10 protein-coding genes are annotated in these 26,749 nt (G+C 75.2%); 5 read left to right on the top strand and 5 right to left on the bottom strand.

Going from position 1 to position 26,749, the window contains the following annotated elements:
* The first annotated feature begins 59 nt into the window (after nt 1-59).
* From ACIP4Y_RS27815 to ACIP4Y_RS27835, 5 genes are read left to right on the top strand one after another with little or no spacing between them, the layout of a single operon-like run.
* Nucleotides 60-4,682: an amino acid adenylation domain-containing protein gene (locus ACIP4Y_RS27815; protein WP_401398403.1), complete on the top strand. Its 4,623-nt coding sequence runs from the start codon at nt 60-62 to the stop codon at nt 4,680-4,682.
* Nucleotides 4,683-4,734: 52 nt separating this feature from the next.
* Nucleotides 4,735-5,796 carry a ketoacyl-ACP synthase III family protein gene (locus ACIP4Y_RS27820; RefSeq protein ID WP_358646785.1) on the top strand — a complete coding sequence of 354 codons (1,062 nt, stop codon included), beginning with the start codon at nt 4,735-4,737 and terminating at the stop codon, nt 5,794-5,796.
* 31 nt (nt 5,797-5,827) lie between these two features.
* Entirely contained in the window at nt 5,828-11,035 is a 5,208-nt protein-coding gene (locus ACIP4Y_RS27825) for a type I polyketide synthase (protein WP_401398405.1), read from the top strand.
* A gap of 58 nt (nt 11,036-11,093) precedes the next feature.
* The gene (locus ACIP4Y_RS27830) at nt 11,094-12,650 is read left to right on the top strand and encodes a tryptophan halogenase family protein (protein WP_401398407.1); all 1,557 of its coding nucleotides are present in this window, start codon (nt 11,094-11,096) and stop codon (nt 12,648-12,650) included.
* Nucleotides 12,651-12,706: 56 nt separating this feature from the next.
* The gene (locus tag ACIP4Y_RS27835; protein WP_401398409.1) at nt 12,707-13,162 is read left to right on the top strand and encodes a flavin reductase family protein; all 456 of its coding nucleotides are present in this window, start codon (nt 12,707-12,709) and stop codon (nt 13,160-13,162) included.
* Between the two features lie 109 nt (nt 13,163-13,271).
* Here the strand turns inward: ACIP4Y_RS27835 and ACIP4Y_RS27840 are convergent, their stop codons facing one another.
* The 5 genes from ACIP4Y_RS27840 to ACIP4Y_RS27860 form a co-directional block, all read right to left on the bottom strand.
* The gene (locus ACIP4Y_RS27840; protein WP_358646777.1) at nt 13,272-14,615 is read right to left on the bottom strand and encodes an NAD(P)/FAD-dependent oxidoreductase; all 1,344 of its coding nucleotides are present in this window, start codon (nt 14,613-14,615) and stop codon (nt 13,272-13,274) included.
* Nucleotides 14,612-14,890 carry an acyl carrier protein gene (locus tag ACIP4Y_RS27845; protein WP_358646775.1) on the bottom strand — a complete coding sequence of 93 codons (279 nt, stop codon included), beginning with the start codon at nt 14,888-14,890 and terminating at the stop codon, nt 14,612-14,614. Before ACIP4Y_RS27845 ends, ACIP4Y_RS27840 begins: the two co-directional genes overlap by 4 nt.
* Before the next feature lie 47 nt (nt 14,891-14,937).
* The gene (locus ACIP4Y_RS27850; protein WP_401398412.1) at nt 14,938-19,983 is read right to left on the bottom strand and encodes an amino acid adenylation domain-containing protein; all 5,046 of its coding nucleotides are present in this window, start codon (nt 19,981-19,983) and stop codon (nt 14,938-14,940) included.
* Between the two features lie 137 nt (nt 19,984-20,120).
* Complete coding sequence (locus ACIP4Y_RS27855; protein WP_401398414.1) at nt 20,121-21,419, bottom strand: MFS transporter; 1,299 nt, start codon at nt 21,417-21,419, stop codon at nt 20,121-20,123.
* Nucleotides 21,416-26,740, bottom strand: a complete 5,325-nt coding sequence (locus ACIP4Y_RS27860) for an amino acid adenylation domain-containing protein (protein WP_401398416.1) — start codon at nt 26,738-26,740, stop codon at nt 21,416-21,418. Before ACIP4Y_RS27860 ends, ACIP4Y_RS27855 begins: the two co-directional genes overlap by 4 nt.
* Nucleotides 26,741-26,749 lie beyond the last annotated feature (9 nt).

Consider the following 26,749-nt stretch of genomic DNA (forward strand, 5'->3'; position numbering starts at 1 on the left):
GTCCCCATGGTGGCCGGGATAGGCGAGCAATGGAGTCGAGAATGGGAGACAGGGACGCGATGCGACTGCCTTTGTCCGCCGGCCAGCAGGGAATCTGGTTCGCCCATCGGCTGGATCCCTCGGGGCAGCGGTTCACCTGCGCCGAGTACATCCTCATCGACGGCGCCGCCGACCTCGGCCGGCTCCGCGCCGCCTGGGCGCTGCTGCGGGCGGAGGCCGAGGTGGTGCGCGTCCGCGCGGTGGTCGAGGACGCCGGCCTGTGGCAGGTGGTCGACCCGGAGCACGCGGCCGACCTGCCGTTGATCGACTTTTCGGGGTCCGACGCGGCGCTCCGGGACGCGCTGCGCTGGATGCACGAGGACGTGCGCCGGCCCATCGACCTGGCCACCGGGCCGCTGTCCGCGTTCGCCCTGCTGCGGCTTTCCGAGGCTCGTACGATCTTCTACTATCGAATACACCACGTCGCCGTCGACGGATACGGAGTTCATCTCCTGGGCCGCCGCCTGGCGGAAATCTATTCGGCGCTGGAGCGGAACCCCGAGCCCCCCGGTGAAGAGGCGTCCGACGGCGCCTTCGGAACGCTTGCCGACCTGTATGCGGAAGAGCGGAACTACCGCGACTCCGACGATTTCGCGGCCGACCGCTCCTATTGGCTCGACCGGTTTTCCGACCGGCCCGAACCGGCCCGCGTCCCCGCCCCGGCCGGCCCCCTCGCCCCGCTCCCCGAGGACCTGCTGCGACCGCGCCTGACCCGGCTGCTCCAGCCCGCCGACGTCGGCCTGCTGGAGAAGGCGGCCGCGGCCACCGGCACCACCTGGCAGGTGGTGTTCGCCACCGCGGTCGCCGCCTACGTGTCCCGCCTGTCCGGCCGCGCCGACGTGGTGCTCGGCCTTCCGGTCACGGCCCGGCGCAGCGTGGCGGCCCGCCGTACTCCCGGCATGGTGACCAACACCGTGCCCCTGCGGCTGGACGCCGCGCCCGGCAGCACGCTGGCCGGGCTCGTGCCGCCCATGACCCGCGAGATGCACCGGGCGCTGCGGCACGAGCGGTTCCGGCTGGAGGACCTGCACCGCGAACTCGGCGCGGACGGCGACATGAGCGCGCTGCTGGGCCCGATCGTCAACTTCATGCCGTACGGCGGTGCGCTGCGCTTCGGACCGCACCCGGCCACCTCGCACAACCTGGCCTCGGGCCCGGTGCCCGACCTCTTCGTCACCGTGCGCCCGGACCCGACGGGCGAGGCCACGATGCTGGTCCTGGAGGGCAACCCCGACCGGTACGACCTGCCCGCCCTGGAGGAGCACCTGGCGCGGCTGACCCGGTTCGTGCGGACCGTCGCCGAGCAGCCGCACGCCGTGCTCGACACGGCCGACGTGCTGCTCCCCGCGGAACGGGCCCGGCTGTTCGCCGCGGGCGAGGGCGCGCCTGCCCCCGCGGACGACGCCACCGTGGTGGCCCTGTTCCGGCAGCGGGCGGCCGGCGCACCCGACGCCGTCGCGGTCGTGGACGGCCCGGCCGAGCTGTCGTACCGCGAACTCGACGTGCTTTCCGAGCAGTTGGCCGAGCGGCTGGCCGAACGCGGGGTCGGGCCCGGGGACCTGGTCGGCATCGCGCTGCCCCGCTCCGCCGGACTGGTGGCCGCCCTGCTGGCGGTGCTGAAGGCGGGGGCGGCGTTCGTACCGCTCGACCTGGCGCATCCGGCCGAGCGGATCGCGTCCATCCTCGACGACACCGCGCCGGCCCTCGTGATCAGCGTGGCGGGCAGCCGCTCCCGGCTGCCCGCCACGACGCCGTGCCTGCTGCTGGAGGAACGGCAGAGCGGACAGGACGGGCGGGCCCCCGCCGGCGGGAGCAGGGGGAGCGCGGCGCGGCCCGACCCCGACCCGGAGCTGCCGGCCTACGTGATCCACACCTCCGGCTCGACCGGCCGCCCCAAGGGCGTCGTCGTGCCGCACCGGGCGCTGCGCACCCTGATCGCGGACCACATCGACCGCTACGGCCTCGGCCCCGACGGCCGGGTGCTGCAACTGGTCTCGCCCGGCTTCGACGTGGCGATGGCCGACATCTGGCCCGCGCTGGCGGCGGGCGCCCGGCTGGTGCTGGCGCCGCCCGGCCGCATCACCAGCGGCGAGGCGCTGGCCCGGCTGCTCCGCGCCCACCGGGTCACCCATGCCGCGATCCCGCCGGCGTTCCTGACCCGGCTGCCCGCCGACGACCTGCCGGCCCTGCGCGTGCTGATCACCGGCGGCGAGCCCCCGGCCCCCGAGGTGCTGCGCCGCTGGACCGGCGGCGGCCGGCGCGTCTTCAACGAGTACGGCGTCACCGAGGCGACCGTGACCAGCACGGTGAGCCGGCCGCTGGACGACGGACAGGACGTGCCGGTCGGCACCCCGGTCGCGGGCTGCCGGGTGTACGTGCTGGACGAGGCCCTGCTGCCCGTCGTACCGGGCGCGGTCGGCGAGCTGTACATCGCCGGCGACGGGGTGGCCCACGGCTATCTGGGGCGTCCCGCGCTGACCGGCGAACGGTTCCTGCCCTGCCCGTACGGCGCGCCGGGGGGCCGGATGTACCGCACCGGCGACCTCGTCCGGTGGCGGCCCGACGGCCAGCTGGCGTACCTGGGCCGGGCCGACGACCAGATCAAGATCCGCGGGTTCCGGGTGGAGCCCGGCGAGATCCGGGCCGTCCTCGCCGCCCACCCGGCGGTGGACGCCGCGGTGGTCACCGTGCGCGAGGACCGGGCCGGCCACCGGCAGCTGGTGGCCTACGTCGTCCCCCGCCCGGACACCGACGCCGACCCGGCCGGACTGCGCCGGTTCGCGGCCCGCTCCCTGCCCTCGCACATGGTCCCCGCGGCCGTGGTCCCGCTGGCCGAGCTGCCGCTGTCGCCGAACGGCAAGGTGGACGAACGGGCGTTGCCCGCCCCGGACTTGGGCGCGGACACCGGGGAGTTCCGGGAGCCGCGCACCGCCCGGGAGAAGGAGCTGTGCGCCGTGTTCGCCGATGTCCTCGGCGCGGACCGGGTGGGTGCCGGTGACTCGTTCTTCGACCGGGGAGGCGACAGCATCGGCGCGCTGAAGGTGGTGACCCGGGCCCGCGAACGCGGCCTCGCCGTGGAGCTGGCCGACGTCTTCGCGCACCCCACGCCCGCCGGACTCGCACCGCTGGCCCGGCAGGTCACCGACGCCGAGCCGGCCGGGCCGGCCGCCGCCGACCTGGTCACCCTGGCGCCGGACGAGCGGGAGGCGCTGGCCGTGGCCCACCCCGGCCTGACCGAGGTGCTCCCGCTGGCCCCGCTGCAGGAGGGGCTGCTCTTCCACAGCATCCTGGCCGAGGGCGGCGTCGACGCCTACGCCGCCCAGCTCCGCCTGGACGTCCAGGGGCCACTGGACCAGGGACTGCTGCGGGCGGCGGCCACCGCGCTGCTGGACCGGCACTCCGGGCTGCGGGTGGCGTTCCGGCACGCGGGGCTGTCCCGGCCGGTGCAGGTGGTCTGCGCGGACGTCCGGCCGCCCTGGACGGAGGAGGACCTGACCGGCCTGCCGGCGCAGGACCGGCCGGAGCGGGCCGAACTGCTGGCCGCGCGGGAGCGGGAGCGGCCCTTCGACATGACGGCACCGCCGCTGCTGCGGTTCCTGGTGCTGCGGCTGGCCGACGACCGCCACCGGATCGTGCTGACCGGCCATCACATCCTGTGGGACGGCTGGTCCACGGGGATCCTGGTACGGGAGCTGTTCGCGCTGTACCGCAGCGGTGCGGACGCCCGCGCGCTGCCCCCGGCTCCCGCGCACCGGGAGCACCTGCGCTGGCTGGCCCGGCAGGACCGCGGGGCCGCCCGGCAGGCCTGGGGCGAGGCGCTCGCCGGGCTGCCCGGACCCACGTACGTCGCCCCGGACGTGTCCGGGCCGGCGCCCGAACGGCAGCAGCACCGCGAGCGCGCCCTCGACGAGGAGACCACCGCGGCGCTCACCGCCGGCGTCCGGGCCCACGGGCTCACCCTGAACACGGCCGTGCAGGCCGCGTGGGGGCTGCTGCTGGCGCGGCTCACCGGCAGCGACGACGTCGTCTTCGGCACGTCGGTGTCGGGCCGGCCGCCGGAGCTGCCCCGGGTCGCGGACATGGTGGGACTGCTCACCAACACCGTGCCGGTCCGCCTGCGGCTGCGCCCCGACGAGCCGCTGCCCCGGATGCTGGCCCGCCTGCAACAGGAACAGACCCGGCTGCTCCCGCACCACCACCTCCCCCTCGCCGACATCCAACGCCAGGCACCCGTCACGGGTCACCGGGACGGCACCCTGTTCGACACCGCAACCACCTTCGTCACGTACGCCTTCGACGCCACGGGCGCGGGGGGCGTGGAGGCCACGGGCGGCGCAGGCGGACCGGACGGCGCCTTCGGCGCACACGCCACGAGCAACCCGGATCGCGCAGGCGGCACGGACGCTGTTGCCGACGCGGGCGGCACGGGCGGCACGGACACCCCTGCCGGCGCGCGCGGGCCGCGGGTCGTCGGGGTCGAGGTGCGGGACGGGACGCACTTCGCGTTGCGGCTGGTCGCGCTGCCCGGGCCGCGGTTGCGGCTGCGGCTCGGGCACCGTCCCGACGCGTTCTCCCGGGCCGAGGCCGACGCACTGCTGGACCGGCTGGTGCACGAGCTGACGGACACGGCCGCCCGGCTCTGACCGGCACCCCCCGCACCACCCGACGTAACACGACCGAGGAGGCGAGGCGGCCTTGCGCACGCCCGACGTATTCATCAAGGGACTCGGGGTCTACCTCCCGGGCACCACGAGCATCGACGAGGCCGTCGCCCAGGGGCTCTACCCCGAGTTCGAGGCCGAGCTGCACGAGCTGGCCGGCGCGGCGGTGGCCGGGGACACCCCGGCCCCCGAGATGGCGCTGCGGGCCGCCGAGGAGGCGTGCAAGCGGGCCGGCCACCGTCCCGACGACACCGACCTGCTGCTGTACGCGGACTCCTGGCACCAGGGCCCCGACGGCTGGCAGCCGCAGTACTACCTGCAACGGCACCTGGTCGGCGACCAGGCCCTGGCGGTCGAGGTACGCCAGGGCTGCAACGGCATGTTCGCCGCCCTGGAGCTGGGCTCCTGGTACCTGCGCGGCCGGCCGGCACCTCAGAGCGAGGACCAGGCGCCGACCGCGCTGCTCGTCGCCTCCGACAACTTCGGCACGCCGATGATGGACCGCTGGCGGATGGGGCCGGGCTATGTCGCGGGCGACGCCGCCAGCGCCGTACTGCTCACCACACGGCCCTCGTTCGCGCAGCTCCTCGCGGTGGAGTCGGTCACCGTCTCGGAGGCCGAGCAGATGCACCGCGGCACCGAACCGCTCTTCCCGCCCGGGCCGACGACCGGCCGGGCCCTGGACTTCCAGGCGCGCAACGCCGAGTACAAGCAGGCCGCGCTGGCCTCGGGCACCGGCACCGCCGCCCTGGTGAAGGTGCACGCCCGGACCCTGGAACTCGTCGACCGAGTCCTCGACGCCTCCGGGATCACCCTGTCCGACGTCACCCGCGTCGCCTACATGAACTACTCGCGGGAGATCGTCGAGCAGCGCTGCATGGCCGCCCTCGGCCTGCCGATGGAGCGGTCGACCTGGGAGTTCGGCCGGACCGTCGGCCACCTCGGCGCCAGTGACCAGATCGTGTCGCTCGACCACCTGCTGCGCACCGGCGAACTCGGCCCCGGGGACCACCTGCTGATGCTCGGCGTGGGCCCGGGCGTGACCCTCTCGTGCGCCGTCGTACGGATCCTGCACCCCGCTCCGTGGTGCGGCTGACCAGGCGATGCCAAGGCAAGGAGACGAAGTAGTGACTGCTGACGAACCCATTGCCGTGATCGGGGCCGGGTGCCGGCTCGCCGGTGACGCCGACTCGCCCGCCGCTTTCTGGGACATGCTGCTCTCCGGCCGGGACGGCATCGGCCCGGTTCCGGACGGCCGCTGGGACGCCTACCGCGAGCAGGGCCCGAGCCACGGCGCGGCGGTGCGCCGCGCCGACATCCCCGGCGGATTCCTCAAGGACATCGAGGGATTCGACTCCGCCTTCTTCGGGCTCAGCCCGCGCGAGGCGGAGCTGATGGACCCCCAGCAGCGGCTGCTGCTCGAAGTGGTGTGGGAGGCGCTGGAGGACGCGGGCATCCCGCCGCTCAGCCTGGCCGGCGGCGACACCGGGGTGTTCGTCGGCATCGGCTCCGACGACTACGGCCGCCGGCTGCTGGAGGACCTGCCGACCATCGAGGCCTGGACGGGCATCGGCAGCGCGCTGTGCGCCGCCGCCAACCGCATCTCCCACGCCCTGGACCTGCACGGACCGAGCATGGCGGTGGACACCGCCTGCTCCGCCTCCCTGGTCGCCACCCATCTGGCCTGCCAGAGCCTGCGCGCCGGGGAGAGCGGCATCGCCCTGGTCGGCGGGGTCAACCTGATCGTCGGGCCGGGCCTGTCGCTCACCCTGGAAGCCGCCGGCGCCACCGCGCCCGACGGGCGGTGCAAGCCGTTCGACGCCGCGGCCGACGGCTACGGGCGCGGCGAGGGCGGTGCCGTCCTCGTCCTCAAGCGGCTGTCCGACGCCCGGCGCGACGGCGACCGGGTCCTCGCGGTGGTCCGGGGCAGCCATGTCTCCCAGGACGGCCGCACCAACGGCATCATGGCGCCCAGCGGCACCGCGCAGCAGCGGCTGCTGGCGGAGACCCTGCGCCGCACCGGCGTCGACGCCGGCACCGTGGACTACGTGGAGGCGCACGGCACCGGCACCCGGCTCGGCGACCCGCTGGAGGCCGGCGCGCTGTCCGCGGTGTACGGCGCCGGGCGGCCGGCCGGGCAGCCGCTGCTGATCGGCTCGGTGAAGCCCAACATCGGCCACCTGGAGGCCGGTGCGGGCGCGGCCGGGCTGCTCAAGGCCGTTCTCGCGCTGGCGCACGGGGAGATCCCGCCCACGCTGAACCACACCCGGGGCAACCCGGCGATCGACTGGGACGGCAACGGACTGCGGGTGGTCACCGAGCGCACCCCCTGGCCGCGGCACGAGGGGCCGCGCCGCGCCGCGGTCTCCGGGTTCGGCTACGGCGGCACCATCGCCCACGTGCTGCTGGAACAGGCACCCGAGCCGGCCGGCGCCACCGGTGCGCAGCCGGCCCACGATTCGGGCGAGGCCCGGTTGTTCCCGCTGTCGGCCCGGTCCCGGGAGGGCCTGCGCGCCGCGGCCCGCAACCTCGCGGAGTGGCTCACCGGCACCGGGCGGCAGACCACGCTCGACTCGGTCGGCCACACCCTTGCGCTGCGCCGCTCGCACCTGGAGCACCGGGCCGCGGTCGTCGCCGCCGGCCACGCCGAACTCGCCGCCGGGCTGCGGCTGATCGCCGACGGCGAGGAGTCCCGGCAGGCGGTCACCGGCACCGCCCCGGCCGACCCGGGGGCGGGCCTGGTCTGGGTGTTCTCCGGACACGGCTCGCAGTGGGCCGGCATGGGCCGCGAACTGCTGGACAGCGAACCGGAGTTCGCGGCGGCGATCGACGAACTGGAGCCCGTCTTCCTGGAGGAGATCGGCTTCTCCCCGCGGCAGCTGTTGCTCGACGGCGACTTCGAGACCGTGGACCGCATCCAGACGATGATCTTCGCGGTGCAGATCGGACTGGCCGCCGTATGGCGTGCGCACGGCGTGCAGCCGGACGCCGTCATCGGGCACTCGGTCGGCGAGATCGCCGCGGCCGTGACCGCCGGCGCGCTGTCCGTGACGGACGGCGCCCGGTTGATCTGCCGCCGCTCGCTGCTGCTGCGGCGGGTGGCCGGCAAGGGCGCGATGGCGATGGCCGGGCTGTCCCTCGCCGAGACCGAGGCCCGGCTCGACGGCCGTACCGACGTCGTCGCGGGCATCGCCTCCTCGCCGGGCTCCACCGTGATCACCGGTGAGCGGGCCGCGGTCGAGAAGCTGATCGACGCCTGGCAGGCGGACGGCGTGCAGGTGCGCCGGGTCGCCTCCGACGTCGCCTTCCACAGCCCGCAGATGGACGGGCTGGTCGCGGACCTCGCCGCCGCGGCCAACGACCTCACCCCGCGCGCGCCGCGCATCCGGATGTACAGCACCGCGCTGACCGACCCGCGGACCACGCCGGCCGCCGACGGCGCCTACTGGGCGGCCAACCTGCGCAACACCGTCCGGCTCGCCGCGGCCGTCGAGGCCGCCGCCGAGGACGGGCACCGCCGCTTCCTGGAGCTGTCGGCCCACCCGGTGGTGGCCCACTCCGTCCGCGAGACCCTGACCGAACAGGAGCTGACCGAGGGCGTGTTCGTGGGCTCCACGCTGCGCCGCGACCAGTCGGACCGGCTCTCCCTGCTGGCCGCGCTCGCCGCCGCGCACACCGCGGGCATCGCGGTGGACTGGCGCCGGCTGCAGCCGTGCGGCGCCCTGACCACGCTGCCGGCCGCCGCCTGGCAGCGGCTTCCGCACTGGCGCAGGACGTCCCCGTCCGGCGCCGCGGGCAGCCTCGAACACGACGCCGACACCCACGCGTTGCTCGGCTCGCCCACCAGCGTGGGCGGCCGCCCGCTGACCCTGTGGCGCACCCACCTGGAGGAGGGCAACCGACCCTACCCGGGCAGCCACACCATCGACGGCGTCGAGATCGTCCCCGCCGCCGTCCTGCTGAACACCTTCCTGGCCGCCACCGGCGGACCCGGCGCGCACACCCTGCGCGATGTGGCCCTGCGGGTGCCGCTGACCGCCGCCGAGCGGCGCGAGGTGCAGGTGCTCCGCGAGGACGACGCCGTGCGGATCGCATCCCGGCCCGCCGAGGGCGACGGCGACTGGCTCGTGCACACCACCGCGGTGAGCGCCGTCCCCGAGGCGCCGTCCGGCACCCTGGCGGAACTCCCGGCCGACGCGGCGGACGCCGACCCGGCGGAGATCCTGCGGCACCTGGCCTCGGTGGGCGTGCCCACCATGGGCTTCGAGTGGACCGTGGAGGCACTGCGCCGCGCCGAGGGCCTGCTGCACGCGCGGGTGCTGGCCCGCCAGCCGGAGCGGGCACCCGCCACCTGGGCCCCGGTCCTGGACGCCGCCCTGTCCATCGCCCCCTCCGCCTACCCGGGACCGGCGGCGCTGCGCATGGTCGCGGGCGTCGCCGAGGTGCGCGTCGCGCCGGAACCCCCGGCGGACGGCACGGCCGTCGACGTCCGGGTACGGCACGACGCCGCCACCGGCACCGTCGACGTCCTGATCGCCGCGGCCGACGGCCGGGTGCTCGCCGCGCTGCGCGGGGTGCGGTACGCCGACGTCGGGAACGGCGCCGCGGGCGCGACCCCGGCGCGCCGGCTGGTGCACGAGATCCAGTGGCGGCCGGCCGCACTCGGCGGTCCCCGCGAGGGACGCGGTGTCGAGGACGTCGTGCTGGTCGGTGCCGTCGGCTCCGCGACCGCGGTGGCCCTCGGCGAGCGGCTGACCGCCGGCGGGGCGCGGGTACGGCTGCTGAAGAGCGCCGCCGAACTGGACGGCCTGCCCGGCCTCGCGGAGGCCACGGACGTCGTCGTGCTGCCCGACCCGGCCGTCCCGGACGACACCGGCACCGCGCCGGCCTGGCTGCTGCTGGACACCACCCGGCGGCTGGCCGCGCTGGACACCACCGTCTTCCCGCGGCTGTGGGCCCTCACCACCGGCGTCCTGGAGAGCCGGGAGGCCACCGCACCGGCCCAGGGCGCACTGTGGGGCCTGGGCCGGGTGGTCGGCGGCGAGCACGGCGAGCTGTGGGGCGGGGTCGTCGACCTGCCGGCCGGTGATCCGGCCGGCGCGGTGGACGCATTGCTGGACGTGCTGCGCGCGGCGCCCGGTGAGGACGTTGTCGCCGTCCGGGACGGTGCCGTCACGGTGGCCCGGCTGGCCCGCCCGGACCGGGAGCCGGCCGCGCAGCCGTTCGTGTGCCGGCCCGACGGGACCTACCTGGTCACCGGCGGGCTCGGCGTGCTCGGGCTGCGCATCGCCCGGTTCCTCGCCGAGCGGGGCGCCCGCCGCCTGGTGCTGGCCGGCCGGACCGGCCTGCCGCCGCGCGCCGAGTGGGAGGCGGTCACCGACGCCGCCACGGCCGAACGCATCGCGGTGGTACGGGAGCTGGAGGCGACGGGCGTCACCGTGCGGGCGCTCGCCCTGGACGTCGCCGACGCGGCGGAGGCCGCCCGCGCCCTCGCCCCGGACGCCCTCGGTCTGCCGCCGGTGCGGGGCGTGGTGCACGCGGCGGGCGTGCTGGACAACCGGCTGGTCCCGCACACCGACGAGGAGTCGCTGCGCGGGGTGCTGCGGCCCAAGGCGGCCGGCGCCCGGGTGCTGCACGAGCTGTTCCCGGCCGGCACGCTGGACTTCTTCGTGCTGTTCTCCTCCTGCGGCCAGCTGCTCGGCCTGCCCGGCCAGGCCGCCTACGGCTCGGCGAACGCCTTCCTGGACGCGCTGGCCCTGCACCGCAACGCGGCCGCTGCCGCGGACGGCCTGCCCGCGGACGCCACCAGCTTCGCCTGGACCTCCTGGCGCGGCCAGGGCATGGCCGTCAACGAGGTGGTCGACCTGGAGCTGCGGGAGCGCGGCGTCACCGACATCACGGCCGACGAGGCGTTCGCCGCCTGGGAGTACGCGGCCCGCCGCGGCCCCGGCTGCTACCCCGTCCTCGGGCTCGGGCCGGTGCCGGACGGCCGGCCGCTGCCGGTGCTGAGCGAGGCCGTCGACGCCGGCACCCCTCAGGTCCAGGCCCCGGCGGGCGGCTCGTCGTACGCCGGTCTGAACACGGAGGAACTGCGCGCGCGGCTGCTGGACGACGTCGCCGAGGAGATCGCCGGGGAGATGCGGCTGCCGCGGGCGTCGCTGGACGTGCGCCGCTCCCTGGTGGAGCAGGGGCTCGACTCGGTGATGACCATGGTCGTCCGCCGGCGCCTGGAGAAGCGCTTCGGCCACAAGCTGCCGGCCTCGCTGCTGTGGCAGCAGCCGACGGTCGCCGCGATCGGCGAGCACCTCGTGGAACTGCTGTCCGCCCGGCCGTGACCGGCCGCGCGGACCACCCTCGCGGGATCTACCGAAAGTCACCGGATTGGGGACACACATGACCAACAAAGTCGTGATCGTCGGCGGCGGCACGGCGGGCTGGATGACCGCCTCCTACCTCAAGGCCGCCTTCGGCGACCGGATCGACATCACGCTCGTGGAGTCGGGCAAGGTCGGCACCATCGGCGTCGGCGAGGCCACCTTCAGCGACATCCGGCACTTCTTCGAGTTCCTCGGGCTCAAGGAGTCCGACTGGATGCCGGCCTGCAACGCCACCTACAAACTGGCCGTCCGCTTCGAGAACTGGCGAGAGAAGGGCCACTACTTCTACCACCCGTTCGAACAGGTGCGGTCGGTCAACGGGTTCCCGCTGACCGACTGGTGGCTGCAGCAGGGCCCCACCGAGCGGTTCGACAAGGACTGCTTCGTGATGGCGTCGGTGATCGACGCCGGGCTGAGCCCCCGCCGGCTCGACGGCAGCCTGCTCGACACCCCCTTCGACGAGAGCGCGGAGGAGATGCGGGGGCTGACGATGTCCGAGCACCAGGGCAAGACGCAGTTCCCCTACGCCTACCACTTCGAGGCGGCCCTGCTCGCCAAGTACCTCACCAGGTACGCGGTGGAGCGCGGCGTCCGGCACGTCGTGGACGACGTCACCGACGTCGGCCTGGACGAGCGGGGCTGGATCAAGGGCGTCATGACGGCAGGGCACGGCGAGCTGACCGGCGACCTGTTCGTGGACTGCACGGGCTTCCGCGGCCTGCTGCTGAACAAGGCCCTGGAGGAGCCGTTCATCTCCTACCAGGACACGCTGCCCAACGACAGCGCGGTCGCCCTCCAGGTGCCGATGGACATGGAGCGGCGCGGCATCCGCCCCTGCACCACCGCGACCGCCCAGGACGCCGGCTGGATCTGGACGATCCCGCTGATGGGCCGGGTCGGCACCGGGTACGTCTACGCCCGCGACTACCTCTCCCCGGAGGAGGCGGAGCGCACGCTGCGCGAGTTCGTCGGCCCCGCGGCGGCCGACGTCGAGGCCAACCACATCCGGATGCGGATCGGCCGCAGCCGCAACTCCTGGGTGCGCAACTGTGTCGCCGTCGGCCTGGCCAGCGGCTTCGTGGAGCCCCTGGAGTCCACCGGCATCTTCTTCATCCACCACGCCATCGAGCAGCTGGTGAAGCACTTCCCCGGCCCGGACTGGGACCCGGCCCTGCGCGACCGCTACAACGACGGCGTCGCCCATGTCATGGACGGCGTACGGGAGTTCCTGGCGCTGCACTACCAGGCCGCCAAGCGCTCCGACACCCAGTACTGGCGGGACACCAAGACCCGCGCGGTGCCGGACGGCCTGGCGGAGCGCATCGAGAAGTGGCGCACCCAGCTGCCGGACAGCGAGACGATCTACCCGTACTACCACGGCCTGCCGCCCTACTCGTACATGTGCATCCTGCTCGGCATGGGCGCCATCGACGTCAAGCCGTCGGCGGCGCTGGCCCTGGCGGACTTCTCCGCCGCGCAGCAGGAGTTCGACGCGATCCGGGACAAGGCCCAGCAGCTGGTGAAGACCCTGCCGGAGGCGTACACCTACTTCTCACGGATGCACCAGCCGTGAGCGGCACCCTTCGTCCTCCGGCGGCGGTCGCGTCGCCGGAGGACTTCCGCACTCTCATGAGCGGGTTCCCCAGCGGAGTCGCCGTCGTCACCGCCCGGGACGACGACGGCACCCCCCGCGGCATGACGTGCTCCTCGCTGTGCGGGGTCTCCCTGGAGCCGCCGGTGCTGGTGGTGTGCCTGCGCGCGGGCAGCCCGACGCTGGCGGCGGTGGCCGGCTCCGCGGGCTTCGCGGTGAACCTGCTGCACTCCGGTGCCCGGGAGACCGCGCAGCTGTTCGCCTCGGGCGACCCGCACCGGTTCGACCGGGTGTCCTGGACGGCCGGCCCGCACACCGGCGGACCGCATCTGCCGGCCGACGCGCACCGGGTCGCCGACTGCGCGGTGCTGCACGCCCAGCCGATGGGCGACCACGTGGCGGTGTTCGGGCAGATCTGCCGGGTCACCCGGCACGACGAGCGGGCACCGCTGCTGTACGGCCTGCGGCGGTTCGCCGCCTGGCCGCCGGCCTGACCGCCGGCCTGACCGGCTTCGCGCCGCGGACGGCAGCAGCGGCAAGGGCCGCCCACCGGAACTCCTCCGGTGGGCGGCCCTTGCGTCGTGCGTACCTGCGCCCGGCGGGTCAGAACGCGGGTGCCGTGGCGGGCGCCCTGAGTGTGCCCAGGTACGGGTGCCACAGGTGCTTGGGGTTGTTCTCCACCTCCCGGACGACCTCCCGCATCGCGGTCAGCGCCTTGGGCTCCTCACCGTCGTACACGTCGCCCTGGAGCATCTTCAGCACGTCGACGCGGTAGCGCGGGTCCTGCACGAAGGCCGTGAACAGCACGTTCAGCCGGTAGTAGATCGAGATGAACTCGTACCAGTACTGCACCGCGCGGCGCAGCTTGCTCTCGTACGTCTCGAACCGCTTGCGGGTGTAGTCGCCGGCCGCGTGGGCGGCGATGATGTCCTGCGCGGCGATGCGGGCGCTGTTCAGGGCGACGCTGACCCCGCTGGAGAAGATCGGGTCGACGAACCGGGCCGCGTCCCCGATGAGCACGAACCGGTCGCCGCAGATCTGCTTCATGGCGTAGCTGTAGTCGCCCTCGGCCTTGAAGTCGCGGACCCGGCGGGCGCCGCGCAGGGCGTCGTGCAGCTCGGGCCGGCTGGCGACGAACTCCCAGAAGAAGCCCTCCCGGTCGGTGCCGGCGGCGGCGAAGCGCTTCTTCTGGGTCACCACGCCGATGCTGGTGATGGTGTCGGTGATCGGGATCTGCCACACCCAGGTGTCCTTGATGGGCAGGAAGTGCACGAAGATGTGGTCGACCTGGGCGGCGTCGCGGGCGATCGCGGTGCGGTCCAGGCCCTCGAACCAGGTGTGCACGGCGTACTGGTCGAAGACCGGGTCGGCGACCTTCACCTTCAGCTGGCGGCCCAGCAGGGTCTGCCGGCCGGACGCGTCGACCACCATCCCGGCGGTGTACCGCGTCTCCTTGCCGGCCGTGCGCACGGTCAGCTCCACGGCCTCGGGGTCGTCGAAGTCGACGTTCAGCACCCGGCCCCCGTTGACCACCGTCGCGCCCTGCTCGGCCGCGTGGCGCAGCAGGATGGCGTCGAAGCGGCCCCGGTCGACGTGGTAGGTGTAGTCGCGGTCGACACCGGGCTGGTTGCGTTCGACGAAGGCGATGTCGGCGGTCCAGCCGTGGGTGAGCCCCTTGTAGTCCAGTACGGGGATGTCCCGGGACTCGGCCGACGTCCAGGACGCCCCGTACTTGCGGGGGAAGCCCGCCTCGTCGATCTTCTCCAGGGCGCCGATCTCGTGCAGCACGGGAGTGGTGGCCGGCACCAGCGACTCGCCGACGTGCGGCCGGGGGAAGGTGTCGCCCTCGAACACGGCCACCGACAGTCCGGCCCGGGCGAGATAGGACGCCATCGTGGAACCGGCGGGTCCGCCGCCGACGACCGCGACATCGAAGTCCGTGCTCATGCCCTTGCCTCCTTCTGCCCGTCCGCCGACAGCTCGTGCAGCATGCGGGCGATGGTCCGTACGTCCTTGAAGTGGTCGGTGTCGATCAGCGCGGGCGACACGTGCACGTGCAGCTCGTCCCGGATGTGGGTGAGCAGCAGCGCGACCCGCAGCGAGTCCAGCACCCCGGACTCCATCAGCGGGAAGGTGTCGGTGAACCCGGCCGCCTGGTCCGCCGGGAGGATCTCCTCCCTGACGAAGGCCACCAGCCTGGAGACGTACTCTTCCTCGGTCATCCCATCTCGCTTTCTGTGCGACGCGGGGGCGTCCCGGTCCGCTGCGGTCACCGGTCCGGTTCCTGTTCGTCCAGCTGCCGGGCCCGTTCGATCAGTTCGGCCGGCGCCATCCGCTCGATCTCGGCCCGCACCTCCGCCTCGACGGCCGCGGCCAGTTCGGCGACGGTGGCGCCCTCGAAGACGGCCCGGGCGGGGAAGTCGATCTCGAAGGCGTCCTGGATCTGCGCGATCAGCCGGATCGCCAGGATCGAGTTGCCGCCGGCCCGGAAGAAGTGGGTGTGCCGGCCGGCCCGGCCGCCGAGCAGCTCGGCGAAGATCTCCGCCAGCCGTTCCTCGACGACACCGTCCGGCTCCTCGTCGCCGACGGGCGCCTCGGTGCGCGGCCGGGGCAGGGCGGCCCGGTCCAGCTTGCCGTTGGCGTTCAGCGGGACGGAGCCGATCGCCGTGAAACTGCCCGGCACCATGTAGTCGGGGAGCCGCTCGGCGCAGTGCGCGGCGAGTTCCTCGCGCAGCCGCTCGGCCGCCTCCCCGGCTTCGGCGGGCACCCAGTAGGCGGCCAGCGCGTGGCTGCCGGCGCCGTCCTCGACCGCGACGACCACGGCCTCGCGCACCGCCGGGTGCCGCTCCAGCACGGCCCGGACCTCGCCGGTCTCCACCCGGTGGCCGCGGATCTTCACCTGGCCGTCGCGCCGGCCCACGAAGTCCACCGTGCCGTCCGGGAGCAGCCGGGCCAGGTCGCCGGTGCGGTAGAGGCGGGCGCCCGCGGGGCCGTAGGGGTCGGGGACGAACGCGGCGGCGGTCGCCTGCGGCCGGGCGCCGTAGCCGCGGGCGAGGCCGAGGCCGCCCACGTACAGCTCGCCCACGACGCCGACGGGCACCGGACGCATCAGGTCGTCCAGGACGTGCATCGTGACCCCGGGCAGCGGGCGCCCGATGGGCACCGTGGTGCCGGGCACCGGGGCCGTCACGGGGTGGGTGCAGGTGCCGACGGACGCCTCGGTGGGGCCGTACTCGTTGACGAGCCGGCCCGGGCCGAGGGTGCGGGCCCAGGCGTCCGCGCGGGCCGCCGGGAGGGCCTCGCCCGCGGCGACGACGACGGAGGCGAGCCCGGCCAGGCGCTCCGGGTCGAGCTGCTGCGCCAGGATCTCCAGGTGACCGGGGGTCAGCTTGAGGAAGGACAGCGGTCCCGCCGCCGCCAGCCGGCGCCCCAGCTCGGACAGGTCCAGGTCGTGCGGCAGCAGATGCAGGGGCTGCCCGGCGAGCAGCGGTGCCCAGAGGTTCGGTACGACGAGGTCGAACGCGACCGAGGAGAACAGGGCGGCGCCGCCGCTGCCGCGCCCGGCCAGCTCCTCGACGGCCCAGCGCAGGTGGTTGGCGAGGCCGCGGTGGGTGATCTGCACGCCCTTGGGCGAACCGGTGGAGCCGGAGGTGTAGATGACGTAGGCCAGCAGGTCCAGGTCGCGGCCCTGCCGGGGGTCGAGGTGCGCGGGGTGGTCCAGGGGGCCGTCGGGGCGGGCGGCGATCTCGGCCGCGTCGGTGTCGACGGCGACGACCTCGCCGGTGAAGCCGGGCGGGAGCAGGTCCCGGTGCGCCGACTGCGTCACCACGGCCCGGACGCCGGCGTCGGCCAGGACCCGGCCCAGCCGGCCGGCGGGGGTCGCCGGGTCCAGCGGCAGATAGGCGCCGCCGGCCCGCCACACCGCGAGCAGCGCGGCCGGCAGGTCGGTGCCCCGGTCCAGCAGGACCGCGGTGACCGTCTCGGGTCCCACGCCCCGGGCCCGCAGCTGCCGGGCCAGCCGGTTGGCCCGGCGCTCCAGGTCCGCGAAGGTGACCTGGGTGCCGTCCGCGATCAGCGCCGGCCGGCCGGCGGCCGACCGCGCGGCCTGTTCCAGCAGCGCGGGGACGGACCGGTCCGGCGCGGGGGTGACGGTGTCGTTCAGCCGGGCCAGCGCGGCGCGTTCGGCGGCGGGCAGCAGGTCGAGGGCGTCCAGGCGGCGCCGGGGCGTGCGGGCCGCGTCGGACAGCAGCTGCCCGAGGTGTCCCGCCATCCGCTCCACGGTGGCCGCCTCGAAGAGCGAGCCGGCGTACTCCAGCGCGCCGAGCAGGGTGCCGTCGGGCTGCCGGCGCATGTACAGCGTGAGGTCGGTCTTCGCCACCGACGACACCTCGACCACCGCGTCCAGTTCGCCGGCGTCGGCGGCGGAGCCGGTCATCGCCTCGTCGTGGTAGTCGAACGCCACCTGGTAGAGCGGGGTGCGCGAGGGGTCCCGCTCGGGGGCCAGTTCGGCCACCAGCTCCTCGAAGGGCAGCTCCTGGTGGCCGAAGGCCTCCTTGCACACGTCCCGGACCCGGTCCAGGGCCTCGGCGAAGGTCAGCGATCCGTCCAGCGGGCAGCGCAGCACCAGGCTGTTGAGGAAGAACCCGACGACGCCCTCGACCTCCGGCCGCTCGCGGCCCGCCACGGGGGCGCCGACCACCACGTCCCAGCGGGCCGTGTACCGGGCCAGCAGCGTCGAGAACGCCGTGAGCAGCACCATGAACGGGGTGGCGTCGGCGCGCCGGCCCAGCTCGGTGAGCGCGTCGCTGACGTCCGCGGGGACGGTGAAGGTGACGACCGCGCCGCGGGCGTCGCGCACCGGGGGCCGGGGCCGGTCGGTGCGCAGCGCGAGCGGTTCGGCGCCGGCCAGCACCCGCTTCCAGTGCTCCAGTTCGCGGGCGACGACCTCCTCGGTCAGCCGGCCGCGCTGCCACAGGGCGTAGTCCGCGTACTGCACGGGCAGGTCGGGCAGGTCAGGGTCGTGTCCCTCGCGCAGGGCGCGCAGCACCCGGTGGAACTCCTCGCGCAGCACGGTCGCCGACCAGCCGTCGGCGACGATGTGGTGCATCAGCAGGACGAGTGTCCGCTCGCCGGTGCCGTCCGGGGTGCCGATCAGCAGGGCGCGGACGACCGGGCCGTGTTCGAGGTCGAAGCCCTGCCGGGCGCTGTCCTCGACGATCTCGCCGACGCGGTCCCGGGGCGCCGCCACGCGGTGCAGCTCCATCGGCGCGGGCGGGTCGACCAGCTGCGCCGGTTCACCGTCGGCGTCGGTGACGAACCGGGTGCGCAACGCCTCGTGCCGGGCCCGGAGCAGGTCCAGGGCGGCCTGCACGCGCGCGTCCGGTTCGCCGGCCGGCACCCGCAGGAACACACCGGTCACCCACTCGCGGCCGCGCGGGTCGATCCGGTCCAGCAGCCACAGCCGCCGCTGGCCGGGCGAGAGCGGCAGCGCACCGGTGCGGGGCACGGGCCGTACGGGGGGCACCGTGTCGGCGTCCCGGGTGACGAGCCGGGCCTGCGCCGCCACCGTGGTGGCAGCCAGCAGCCGGGACAGCTCCACCGGGCGGCCGGTCGCGGCCCGCAACCGGTTGGCGAGGACGGTGAGTTGCAGGGAGGAGCCGCCGAGCCGGAAGAAGTCGTCGTGCGGGCCGACGGCGGGCACGCCGAGCACCTCCCGCCACACGCCGGCGACCAGTTCCTCCGCCTCGGTCGCGGGTGCCTCGACCGGGCCGTCGTGCGCGGCGGGTTCGGGCAGGGCGCGCCGGTCCAGCTTTCCGCTGGCGGTGCGCGGGAAGGAGTCGGCCGGCAGGCACACGGCGGGCAGGTGGCTGTGCGGCAGCCGGCCGGCGAGGAAGCCGCGCAGCTCCTCCCAGTCCGGGCCGCCGCCGTCGGCGAAGCGCACGTGGGCGGCGAGCCGGGTGGCCCCGCCGGGTGCCCGGTAGGAGGTGACGGCGGCCTCCCGGACCCGGGGGTGGGCCTCGAGGGCGGCCTCCACCTCGCCCGGTTCGATCCGCACGCCGTTGATCTTGACCTGGTCGTCGGCCCGGCCCGCGTACACCAGGGCGCCGTCGGCCCGTGCGCGCACCAGGTCGCCGGTGCGGTACAGGCGGGCGCCGGCCGGCCCGGACGGGTCGGGCACGAAGCGTTCCGCGGTGAGGTCGGGGCGGCCCAGGTAGCCCTGGGCGAGGCCGATGCCGCCGACGTACAGCTCGCCCTGCTCGCCGGCCGGCACCGGGTGCCCGTCCGGATCCAGGACCAGCAGGCGCAGGCCGTCCACGGCCGTGCCCACGGGCACCGGGCCGGTGCGCTGCAGCGGGTCGTGGCGGTGGCCCGCGACCTCGTTGGAGCACTCGGTGGGGCCGTAGGTGTTCCACACCTCGGGCGGGGTGGCGTCCTCGGGCAGCCGGGACAGGAAGCGCCGGACCAGCTCGGCGTGCAGCTGTTCGCCGCCGGAGGACAGCAGCCGCAGGGTGGTGCAGCGCGACCAGCCGGGGTCGTCGGCGAGGAGGCGCAGCAGCGAGGGCACGACCTGGAGCACGGTGACCCGGTGGCCGGTCACCGTGTCGAGCAGCAGGGCGGGGTCGCGTTCGGCGCCCGCGGGGGCCATCACGACGGTGCCGCCGGAGACGAGCGGGGCGAAGATCTCCCAGCCGGCGGCGTCGAAAGTGACGGGGGTCTTGTGCAGCACCCGGTCGGCAGGGCCGAGGCCGTGGGTGCGCACCCGCCAGGCGACCTGGTTGGCGAGGCCCTCGTGCGGGACGACGACGCCCTTGGGCCGGCCCGTCGACCCGGACGTGTACAGCACGTAGGCCGGCTGCGGGCCGGCGATGCCGAGGTCCGGTGCCGTGTCCGGCAGGCCGTCCAGGGCGGTGAGGGCGGGGTCGACGGTGACGGCGCGGATCGAGCCGGTGACCCGGTGGGCGTGCTCCGGGCCGGTGACCACGTACCGGGCGCCGGTGTCGGCGAGGATGCCCTCGGTGCGGGCGGCGGGGTGCTCGGGGTCCAGGGGGACGTAGGCGGCACCGGCCTTCCACACCGCCAGCAGGGCGACCGCGAGCCGGGCGTCACGGTGCAGCAGCACCCCGACCGGGGTCCGGGCGTCGGCGCCGGAGCGCAGCAGCGACCACGCCAGCTGGTTGGCCCGCCGGTCCAGTTCGCCGTAGGTCAGCTCGCGCTCGCCGTCGACGACCGCGACGGACCCGGCGGTGGCGGCGGCCTGGAGCGCGATGCGGGCGGGCAGCGGCCCCGGCGCGGACAGGTCTGGCGACGCGTTCATAGCTTCTCCCCATGGATCGGCGGTGCTCTGGCCGCCCCGGCGGGCGGGCCAGGGCACGAACGGTCCCTCGGCCCGCCTCCGGCTGATGCTGGTCAGTGCGCCGATAGCGGGCCGATAGCGGACCTATACCGAGGTGGTCAGTGGGTGTCGGACGGGTCGGACGGGGCCGACGGGGCGGACGGCGCAGGCTCGGGGCGCCGCGCGGTGCGGACGGACGGGATCAGGGCGGCGGCGAGCGTGGTCGCCGCCATGACCGCTCCGACGCCGAGCAGGGTGCCGGTCGAGCCGGTCTGCTCCAGCGCGTAGCCGCCCCCCAGCGAGCCCAGCGAACTCGCCCCGGAGCTGAGCAGCCCGGCGACACCGCCGACCCGGCCCTGCAGCTCGTCCGGGGTGGCCTGCACCTGATAGACGCCGGCCATCACGTTCAGCACCGCCCCGGCGAACGACGTCCCGGCGAACAGGGCGCCGAGCAGCACCACGTCGGCGGTCAGCGCGACGAGCGGCATCAGCAGTGTCCAGACGGCGAAGACGCAGATCATGACGGTGCCGGGGCGCAGCCGCCGGACGACGTGCGAGCCGGTGAGGGCGCCCGCGATGCCGCCGAGGCCCGAGACCACGCCGATGATCCCGATCTCGGCCGGTGAGCCGCCGCCCTCCTTGATGACCAGGACCAGGGACAGACTGAGCGCCTGGAAGAGGATGTTGGTCACCGCGACCAGGGAGATCGCCGCCCGCAGGAACCGCTGCCCCAGCAACCAGGCGAAGCCCTCGGCGAGTTCGGCGCGCGGCCGCCACGGGGCGGGGGCGCGCGGGGTCTGGAACTTCCTGCGGATCAGCAGCAGGCCGGACAGGGCGAGCAGATGGCCGAGCGCGGCGGCCAGGAACGGCGACCAGCGGGCCGCGCCGTACAGGGCGCTGCCCAGTGGCTGCCCGAGCAGTCCGGCGGCGCGCGCCCGGGCCTCGTTCTGGGACAGCGCGGTGGACACCTGCCCGGTGCCGACCACATGGGGCACGGCCGCCCGCTCCGCCAGCCGGTAGAAGATGGCGGCGGTGCCCTCCACGAACGCCACCGCCATGATGTGCGCCAGCCACAGCGTGCCGTGCAGCAGGGCGGCGCCCAGGCTGACCATGGCCACCAGCCCGGCGAGGTCGCAGACGACCATCGTGGTACGGCGGTCCAGCCGGTCGACCAGCACCCCGGCCGGCAGCTGGAACAGCAGCATCGGCAGCAGTCCGGCGAACCCCACCAGGCCGGCCTGGCCGGGCGAGCCGCTGTACCAGATCATCAACAGCGGGAAGGCCACGGTGGCGGCGCGGTCGCCGAGCACCGACAGGCCCGCGCCGAGCCACAGCAGCAGGAAGTCCCGGTTGCGGCGCAGCGGCGGGGGCGGCGGCTGCGGGCCGGCGGTGACGGCCGGCCCGCCGACCGCGCTCACCGCGACCGGTCCGCGGGCCGGGCGTCCAGCAGCGGCACACAACGCCTGGCCACCTCGGCACCGGCGTCGCCGTTGGTGAGGACCACGAACCCGCTGCCCTGCCCGATGCGGCACATGGCCAGGGCGTGGTAGCCGGCGCCCGCACCGCCGTGCCCGAACTGCACGTCGGTGCCGAGGTCGTCGACGACCGCGCCCAGCCCGTAGGCGCTGTGCGGGTGCTGCGGGGTCAGCAGCTGTTCGGCGGTGCCGGGGCGGAGCAGCGCCAGGGGCCGGCCGAGCCGGGAGCGGCGGATCTCCAGCAGCAGCTTGGCCAGGTCGGCGGCGGTCGTCCACAGGCCGGCGGCCGCCGTGTCGGGCCACTGCCGCCAGCCGCCGTCGACCGGGCGCCCGTCGGCGTCGTGCCCGCACGCCACCGGGTGGGCGCTGTGCTCCGGGCGGCTCTGGTCGAAGCTGCTGCCGGTCATCGCCAGCGGCTCGAACACCAGGCGCCGCATCAGCGCCTCCAGGCTCTCGCCGGTGACGTCCGCGAGGATCTGCTGGACCACGGAGAAGTGCACATTGGCCTTGCGGAAGACGGTGCCGGGCGGCAGCTCCGCGCGGACCGGCTCCAGCAGCTCGGGCAGCGGTACGAGGGGTTCGCCGCGCCGCTGGCCGGTGCTCGGGGTGGGCGTCAGTCCGGCCAGGTGCGCGAGCAGCCGGCGCAGCGTCACCCCGGTGCCGTCCGGCAGCCGCCAACCGGTGAGGTAGGCGTCGACGTCCCGGTCCAGGTCGAGGACGCCCTCGTCCACCAGCCGCAGGGTGCCCAGTGCGGTGACGAGCTTGCTCACCGAGCCCGCCTGGAACGGCGTGTGGACCGTGACCTCGCCGCCCCCGTCGGCGGACACCACTCCCTCCGTCCGGACGTCCACCAGCTCACCGTCGGCGATGACGGCGAGGCTGGCGCCGGGCACGTGCTCGGCGAGCAGCGACTGCGGTGAGCCGGTGGCGGTCGTGGCCCGGGCCGCCGCTTTCCGCTCGGCCGGTGCGGCGGCCCGTGCCGTGTCGACGGCCGCCGCCACCGCCTGCACGCTGTCGTCGCGGTAGAGCATCAGCAGGGACAGCGGGTACCCGGCGCGGCGGGCCGCCGACAGGACCTTGAAGACCAGCAGGGAGTGGCCGCCGAGGGCGAAGAACCGGTCGCCGCGGCCCACCCGGTCGACGTCGAGGACCTCGGCCCACACGCCGGCGAGCCACTGCTCGGTCGGGGTGCGCGGGGCGTCGTAACCGCGCCGTCCGTAGGCGGTGTCGTCGGGGGCGGGCAGGCGGTGCCGGTCGAGTTTGCCGTTCGCGGTGAGCGGCAGCGCGTCGAGCGTCACGAACGCCGAGGGGACCATGTACGCGGGCAGCTGCCGGGACAGCAGCTCGCGCAGCTCCTCCGCAGCCGGTGGCGCGCCCCGCCCGGCGGCGACCAGGTAGGCCACCAGCCGGGCGTCGGACGGGCCGTCGCCCCAGCGCACCACCCGGGCGTCGGCGACACCGGGGTGCCGGGCGAGCGCGGCCTCGATCTCGCCGGGTTCGACCCGGTAGCCGCGGATCTTGACCTGCCCGTCGCCGCGGCCCAGGAAGTCCACGGAGCCGTCCGGCAGCACCCGGGCGAGGTCGCCGGTGTGGTACAGCCGGGCGCCCGGCGGGCCGTAGGGATCGGGGACGAACCTCTCGGCGGTCGTCGCCGGCCGGTCGACGTAGCCGCGGGCCACGCCCGCACCGCCGATGTACAGCTCACCGGTCACACCCCGCGGGACGGGGTTCAGCCACGCGTCGAGGACGTGCGCGGTGACGCCCGGCAGCGGCCCGCCGACGGGTACGGCGTCACCGGGGAAGGGGTCGGGGACGACGAACTCGTTGCTCACCACCGATGCCTCGGTGGGGCCGTACGAGTTGACCACCCGGCCGCCGCCGTCCAGCAGCGGGCGGGCCTGCGCCACGCTCCGCGCGGTCACCGTCTCCCCGCCGACCACCAGCGCCCGGGCGATCGGGCTCGCGGTCTCGCCGCCCGACTGCGCGGAGATCAGCTCCAGGTGGCCGGGGGTCAGCTCGACGAAGTCGAACGGGCCGCTCTTGGCCAGCCAGGCACCCAGCTCGTCGAGCTGCCGGTGGTGCGGGAAGAGGTGGACGGTCCGCCCGGCCATCAGCGGGGCCAGCAGGCCGGCCACCGCCATGTCGAAGGCCACGGAGGAGAACACGGGCGCCCCGTGCGTGCCGTCGGCGAGATAGGTGTCCACCATGTAGCGCAGGAAGTTGGCGAGCCCCCGGTGGGTGATCTGCACGCCCTTGGGCCGGCCGGTGGAGCCGGAGGTGTAGATGACGTACGCGATGCCGTCGGGGTCGTCGGTGCGTTCCGGCGCGGTGGCCGGCCGGGCCTCGATCCGCTCCCGGTCCCGGTCGAGCAGCACGAGGGGCCCGTCGAAGACCGCTGTGCCGTCCGCCGTCTGCGCGGACTCGGTGACCAGGGCGGCGGCGCCCGAGTCGGCGAGCAGATACCGCAGCCGCTCCGGCGGGAAGGAGGCGTCGAGCGGCAGGTAGGCCGCACCGGCCTTCCACACTCCGAGGAGGGCCGCCATCAGGTCGCGTCCGCGGCCCAGCAGCAGGCCGACGGTGGCCCCGGCGCCGACGCCCAGCGCGCGCAGCTCGTGCGCGATCCGGTTGGCGGCGGCGTCGAGTTCCCCGTACGGCACCGACTCGTCGTCCACGACGACGGCGGTCGCGCCCGGGGTGCGGCGGGCCCACTCCTCGAAACGGCCGGGCGGGCACCAGGCGGGCGGCTCGGCCGGGTGGGCGGACCAGCGGGCGAGCAGCTCGCGTTCGCCGTCCGGCAGCACCGCCGTACGGGCGTCGCCGTCCGGGTCGGCGGCCATCGCCTCGAGGACCGCCCGGTACAGGGACACCAGGCGGGCCCCGTCGGCGCGGCCGACCGCGCGGCCGTCGAGGTCGAGGACGATCTCGTCGCCGCCGGCGGTCACGGCGAGCGGGAACTCGTCGTGGCTGGAGCCCATGGCCCCGCCGTCGCCGTCGCGGGCCGGCGCGGTGTCCGGGACGCCGAAGTCCTCGTAGCTGAAGTACACCTGGACCAGCCGTGTCCCGTCGCCGTACCGGTGCTGGACGGCCGGCATCGGGAAGTGCCGGTGCCGCCACACCTCCAGCTCCCGGTCGAAGACCTGGCGCACCCACTCACGCCAGCGGGCGGGCAGCGGGCCGGCCGGGAACGGCAGGGTGTTGAGGTGGGTGCCGTAGACCCGGTCGGCACCCGGCGCCTCGGGCCGGCAGTGGGTGACGAGGCCCGAGGAGAAGCGGGGCTCCGGGGTGAGCCCGGCGAGCACCTTCAGGTGGGCCGCCAGCAGCACGCTCTTGACGGGCACGCCGGCGGCCGCCGCGAGGGCGCGCAGGCCGTCGGTGAGGTCGCCCACCGGGACGCGCAGCTGGTAGCCGTCCCGCGTGGCGCGCGAACCGTCGCCCCAGCCGTCCGGCAGGGCGAACGGAACGTGCCCGGTGACGGCCTCCCGCCAGTAGGCGTCGTCCTCCTCGGAGGCCAGGGCGGTCAGCTCGGCGGCCACGGTGTCGGCGAACCGCACCGCGGGCGGGTCGTACGGCGGGACCGGGTCGCCGTCCCGGAACGCCCGGTACAGGGCGAGGAGTTCGCCGCGCAGGGTGGCGAAGGTCCAGCCGTCGACGATCAGGTGGGACTGGGTGACGGTCAGCTGCCAGGCGCCGTCGCCGAGCCGGTGCACCAGCAGGCGCAGCAGCGGAGGGGTGTCGTGCGGCAGCGGGGTACGGCTCTCCTCGGCCAGCATCTCCCGCAGCGCCCGGTCCTGCCCGTCCGCGTCCACGCCGGTCAGGTCGACCACGCGCAGCGGCACCGGGGCGGTGTCCCACACCAGTTGCAGGGGCGTGCCGAACGACTCCGCGTCCACCGTGGTGCGCAGCGCCTCGTGCCGGCGGATCAGCTCCTGGACGGCCCGCTGCAGGGGTTCGCGGGAGAAGGGCTCGTCGGCGCCCATCCGCACCGAGGACACCCGGTGGTAGGCGAGCGGCCCGCCGTCGGCGGAGAGCATCTCGGCGAGCATGCCGGTCTGCGTCTGGGTGAGCGGGTAGGCGTCGCTCAGGCGGTCCGGCAGGGCGGCCCGGTCCTCGGCGGACAGCAGCGCGAACGGCGCCACCGGCACCACGGTCTGGGCCGGTGCGGCCGAGGCGGCGGCGCGGGCGCACAGCGCCTCGACGGTCTGGTCCTCCAGCACGTCCCGTGCGGTGACGTCGTGACCGGCCTCGCGCATCAGCCCGGCCACCGCGACCGCTTTCACGGAGTCGCCGCCCAGGTCGAAGAAGCCGTCCTGGACACCGACCCGCTCGACGCCGAGCACGTCCCGCCAGACCGCGGCGATCCGTTCCTCGGCCGGGGTGCGCGGGGCGAGGTAGGCGGCGCGGGCGTAGGCGGTGCGGTCGGGGGCGGGCAGGGCACGCCGGTCGAGCTTGCCGTTGGCGGTCAGCGGGAGCCGCTCGATGCGCTGGTAGGCGGCCGGAACCATGTAGCCCGGCAGGTCGCGCCCGAGCCAGTCCCGCAGCCGCGCGGGCTCCACCGGCTGCTCCCCGGCCGGTACGACGTACCCGACGAGGGTGTCGTCACGGGCGACGACGACCGCCTGGAGGACCGCCGGGTGGGCGACGAGGGCGCTTTCGATCTCGCCGAGTTCGATCCGGTAGCCGCGGATCTTGACCTGGTCGTCGGCCCGGCCCAGGAACTCCAGGCTGCCGTCGGGCCGCCGCCGGGCGAGGTCCCCGGAGCGGTAGAGCCGCGCGCCGGGCGGACCGAACGGGTCGGGCACGAACCGCTCGGCGGTCAGCTCCGGCCGGTTCAGATAGCCCCGGGCCACACCGGGACCCCCGACATGGATCTCACCGCGGGTGCCGTCGGGTACCAACTGCCCGTTGTCGTCGAGGAGATGGACGGTGAGGTCGCTCAGCGGGCGGCCGATCGGGTTGCCGGCGCCCGGTGCGAAGTCGCGCTGGGTGAGCCGGTGGTAGGTGGTGTGGACGGTGGTCTCGGTGATGCCGTACATGTTCACCAGCGCCACGCGGCCCAGACCCCATCGCTCGGTCCACGGCGTGAGTTCGCCGACCTCCAGCTTCTCACCGGCGAAGATCACCGAACGCAGGGCCAGCCGGCCGACCCGCTCGTCACCGGCGGCGGCGGCCGAGACCAGGGAGCGGAACGCCGACGGCGTCTGGCTGAGCACCGTCACCCGCTGCTCCACCAGCAGGTCCAGGAACTCCTCCGGCGACCGCGTCACCTCACGCGG

The organism is Streptomyces sp. NPDC088810 (genome assembly GCF_044750305.1).
Taxonomy (GTDB): Bacteria; Actinomycetota; Actinomycetes; order Streptomycetales; family Streptomycetaceae; genus Streptomyces.

What these genes read in the sequence shown, in the direction of transcription:
- ACIP4Y_RS27815 (WP_401398403.1), top strand. Translation starts at nt 60, where the DNA reads ATGCGACTGCCTTTGTCCGCCGGCCAGCAGGGAATCTGGTTCGCCCAT.
- ACIP4Y_RS27830 (WP_401398407.1), top strand. Translation starts at nt 11,094, where the DNA reads ATGACCAACAAAGTCGTGATCGTCGGCGGCGGCACGGCGGGCTGGATG.
- ACIP4Y_RS27835 (WP_401398409.1), top strand. Translation starts at nt 12,707, where the DNA reads ATGAGCGGGTTCCCCAGCGGAGTCGCCGTCGTCACCGCCCGGGACGAC.
- ACIP4Y_RS27840 (WP_358646777.1), bottom strand. Translation starts at nt 14,615, where the DNA reads ATGAGCACGGACTTCGATGTCGCGGTCGTCGGCGGCGGACCCGCCGGT.
- ACIP4Y_RS27845 (WP_358646775.1), bottom strand. Translation starts at nt 14,890, where the DNA reads ATGACCGAGGAAGAGTACGTCTCCAGGCTGGTGGCCTTCGTCAGGGAG.
- ACIP4Y_RS27850 (WP_401398412.1), bottom strand. Translation starts at nt 19,983, where the DNA reads ATGAACGCGTCGCCAGACCTGTCCGCGCCGGGGCCGCTGCCCGCCCGC.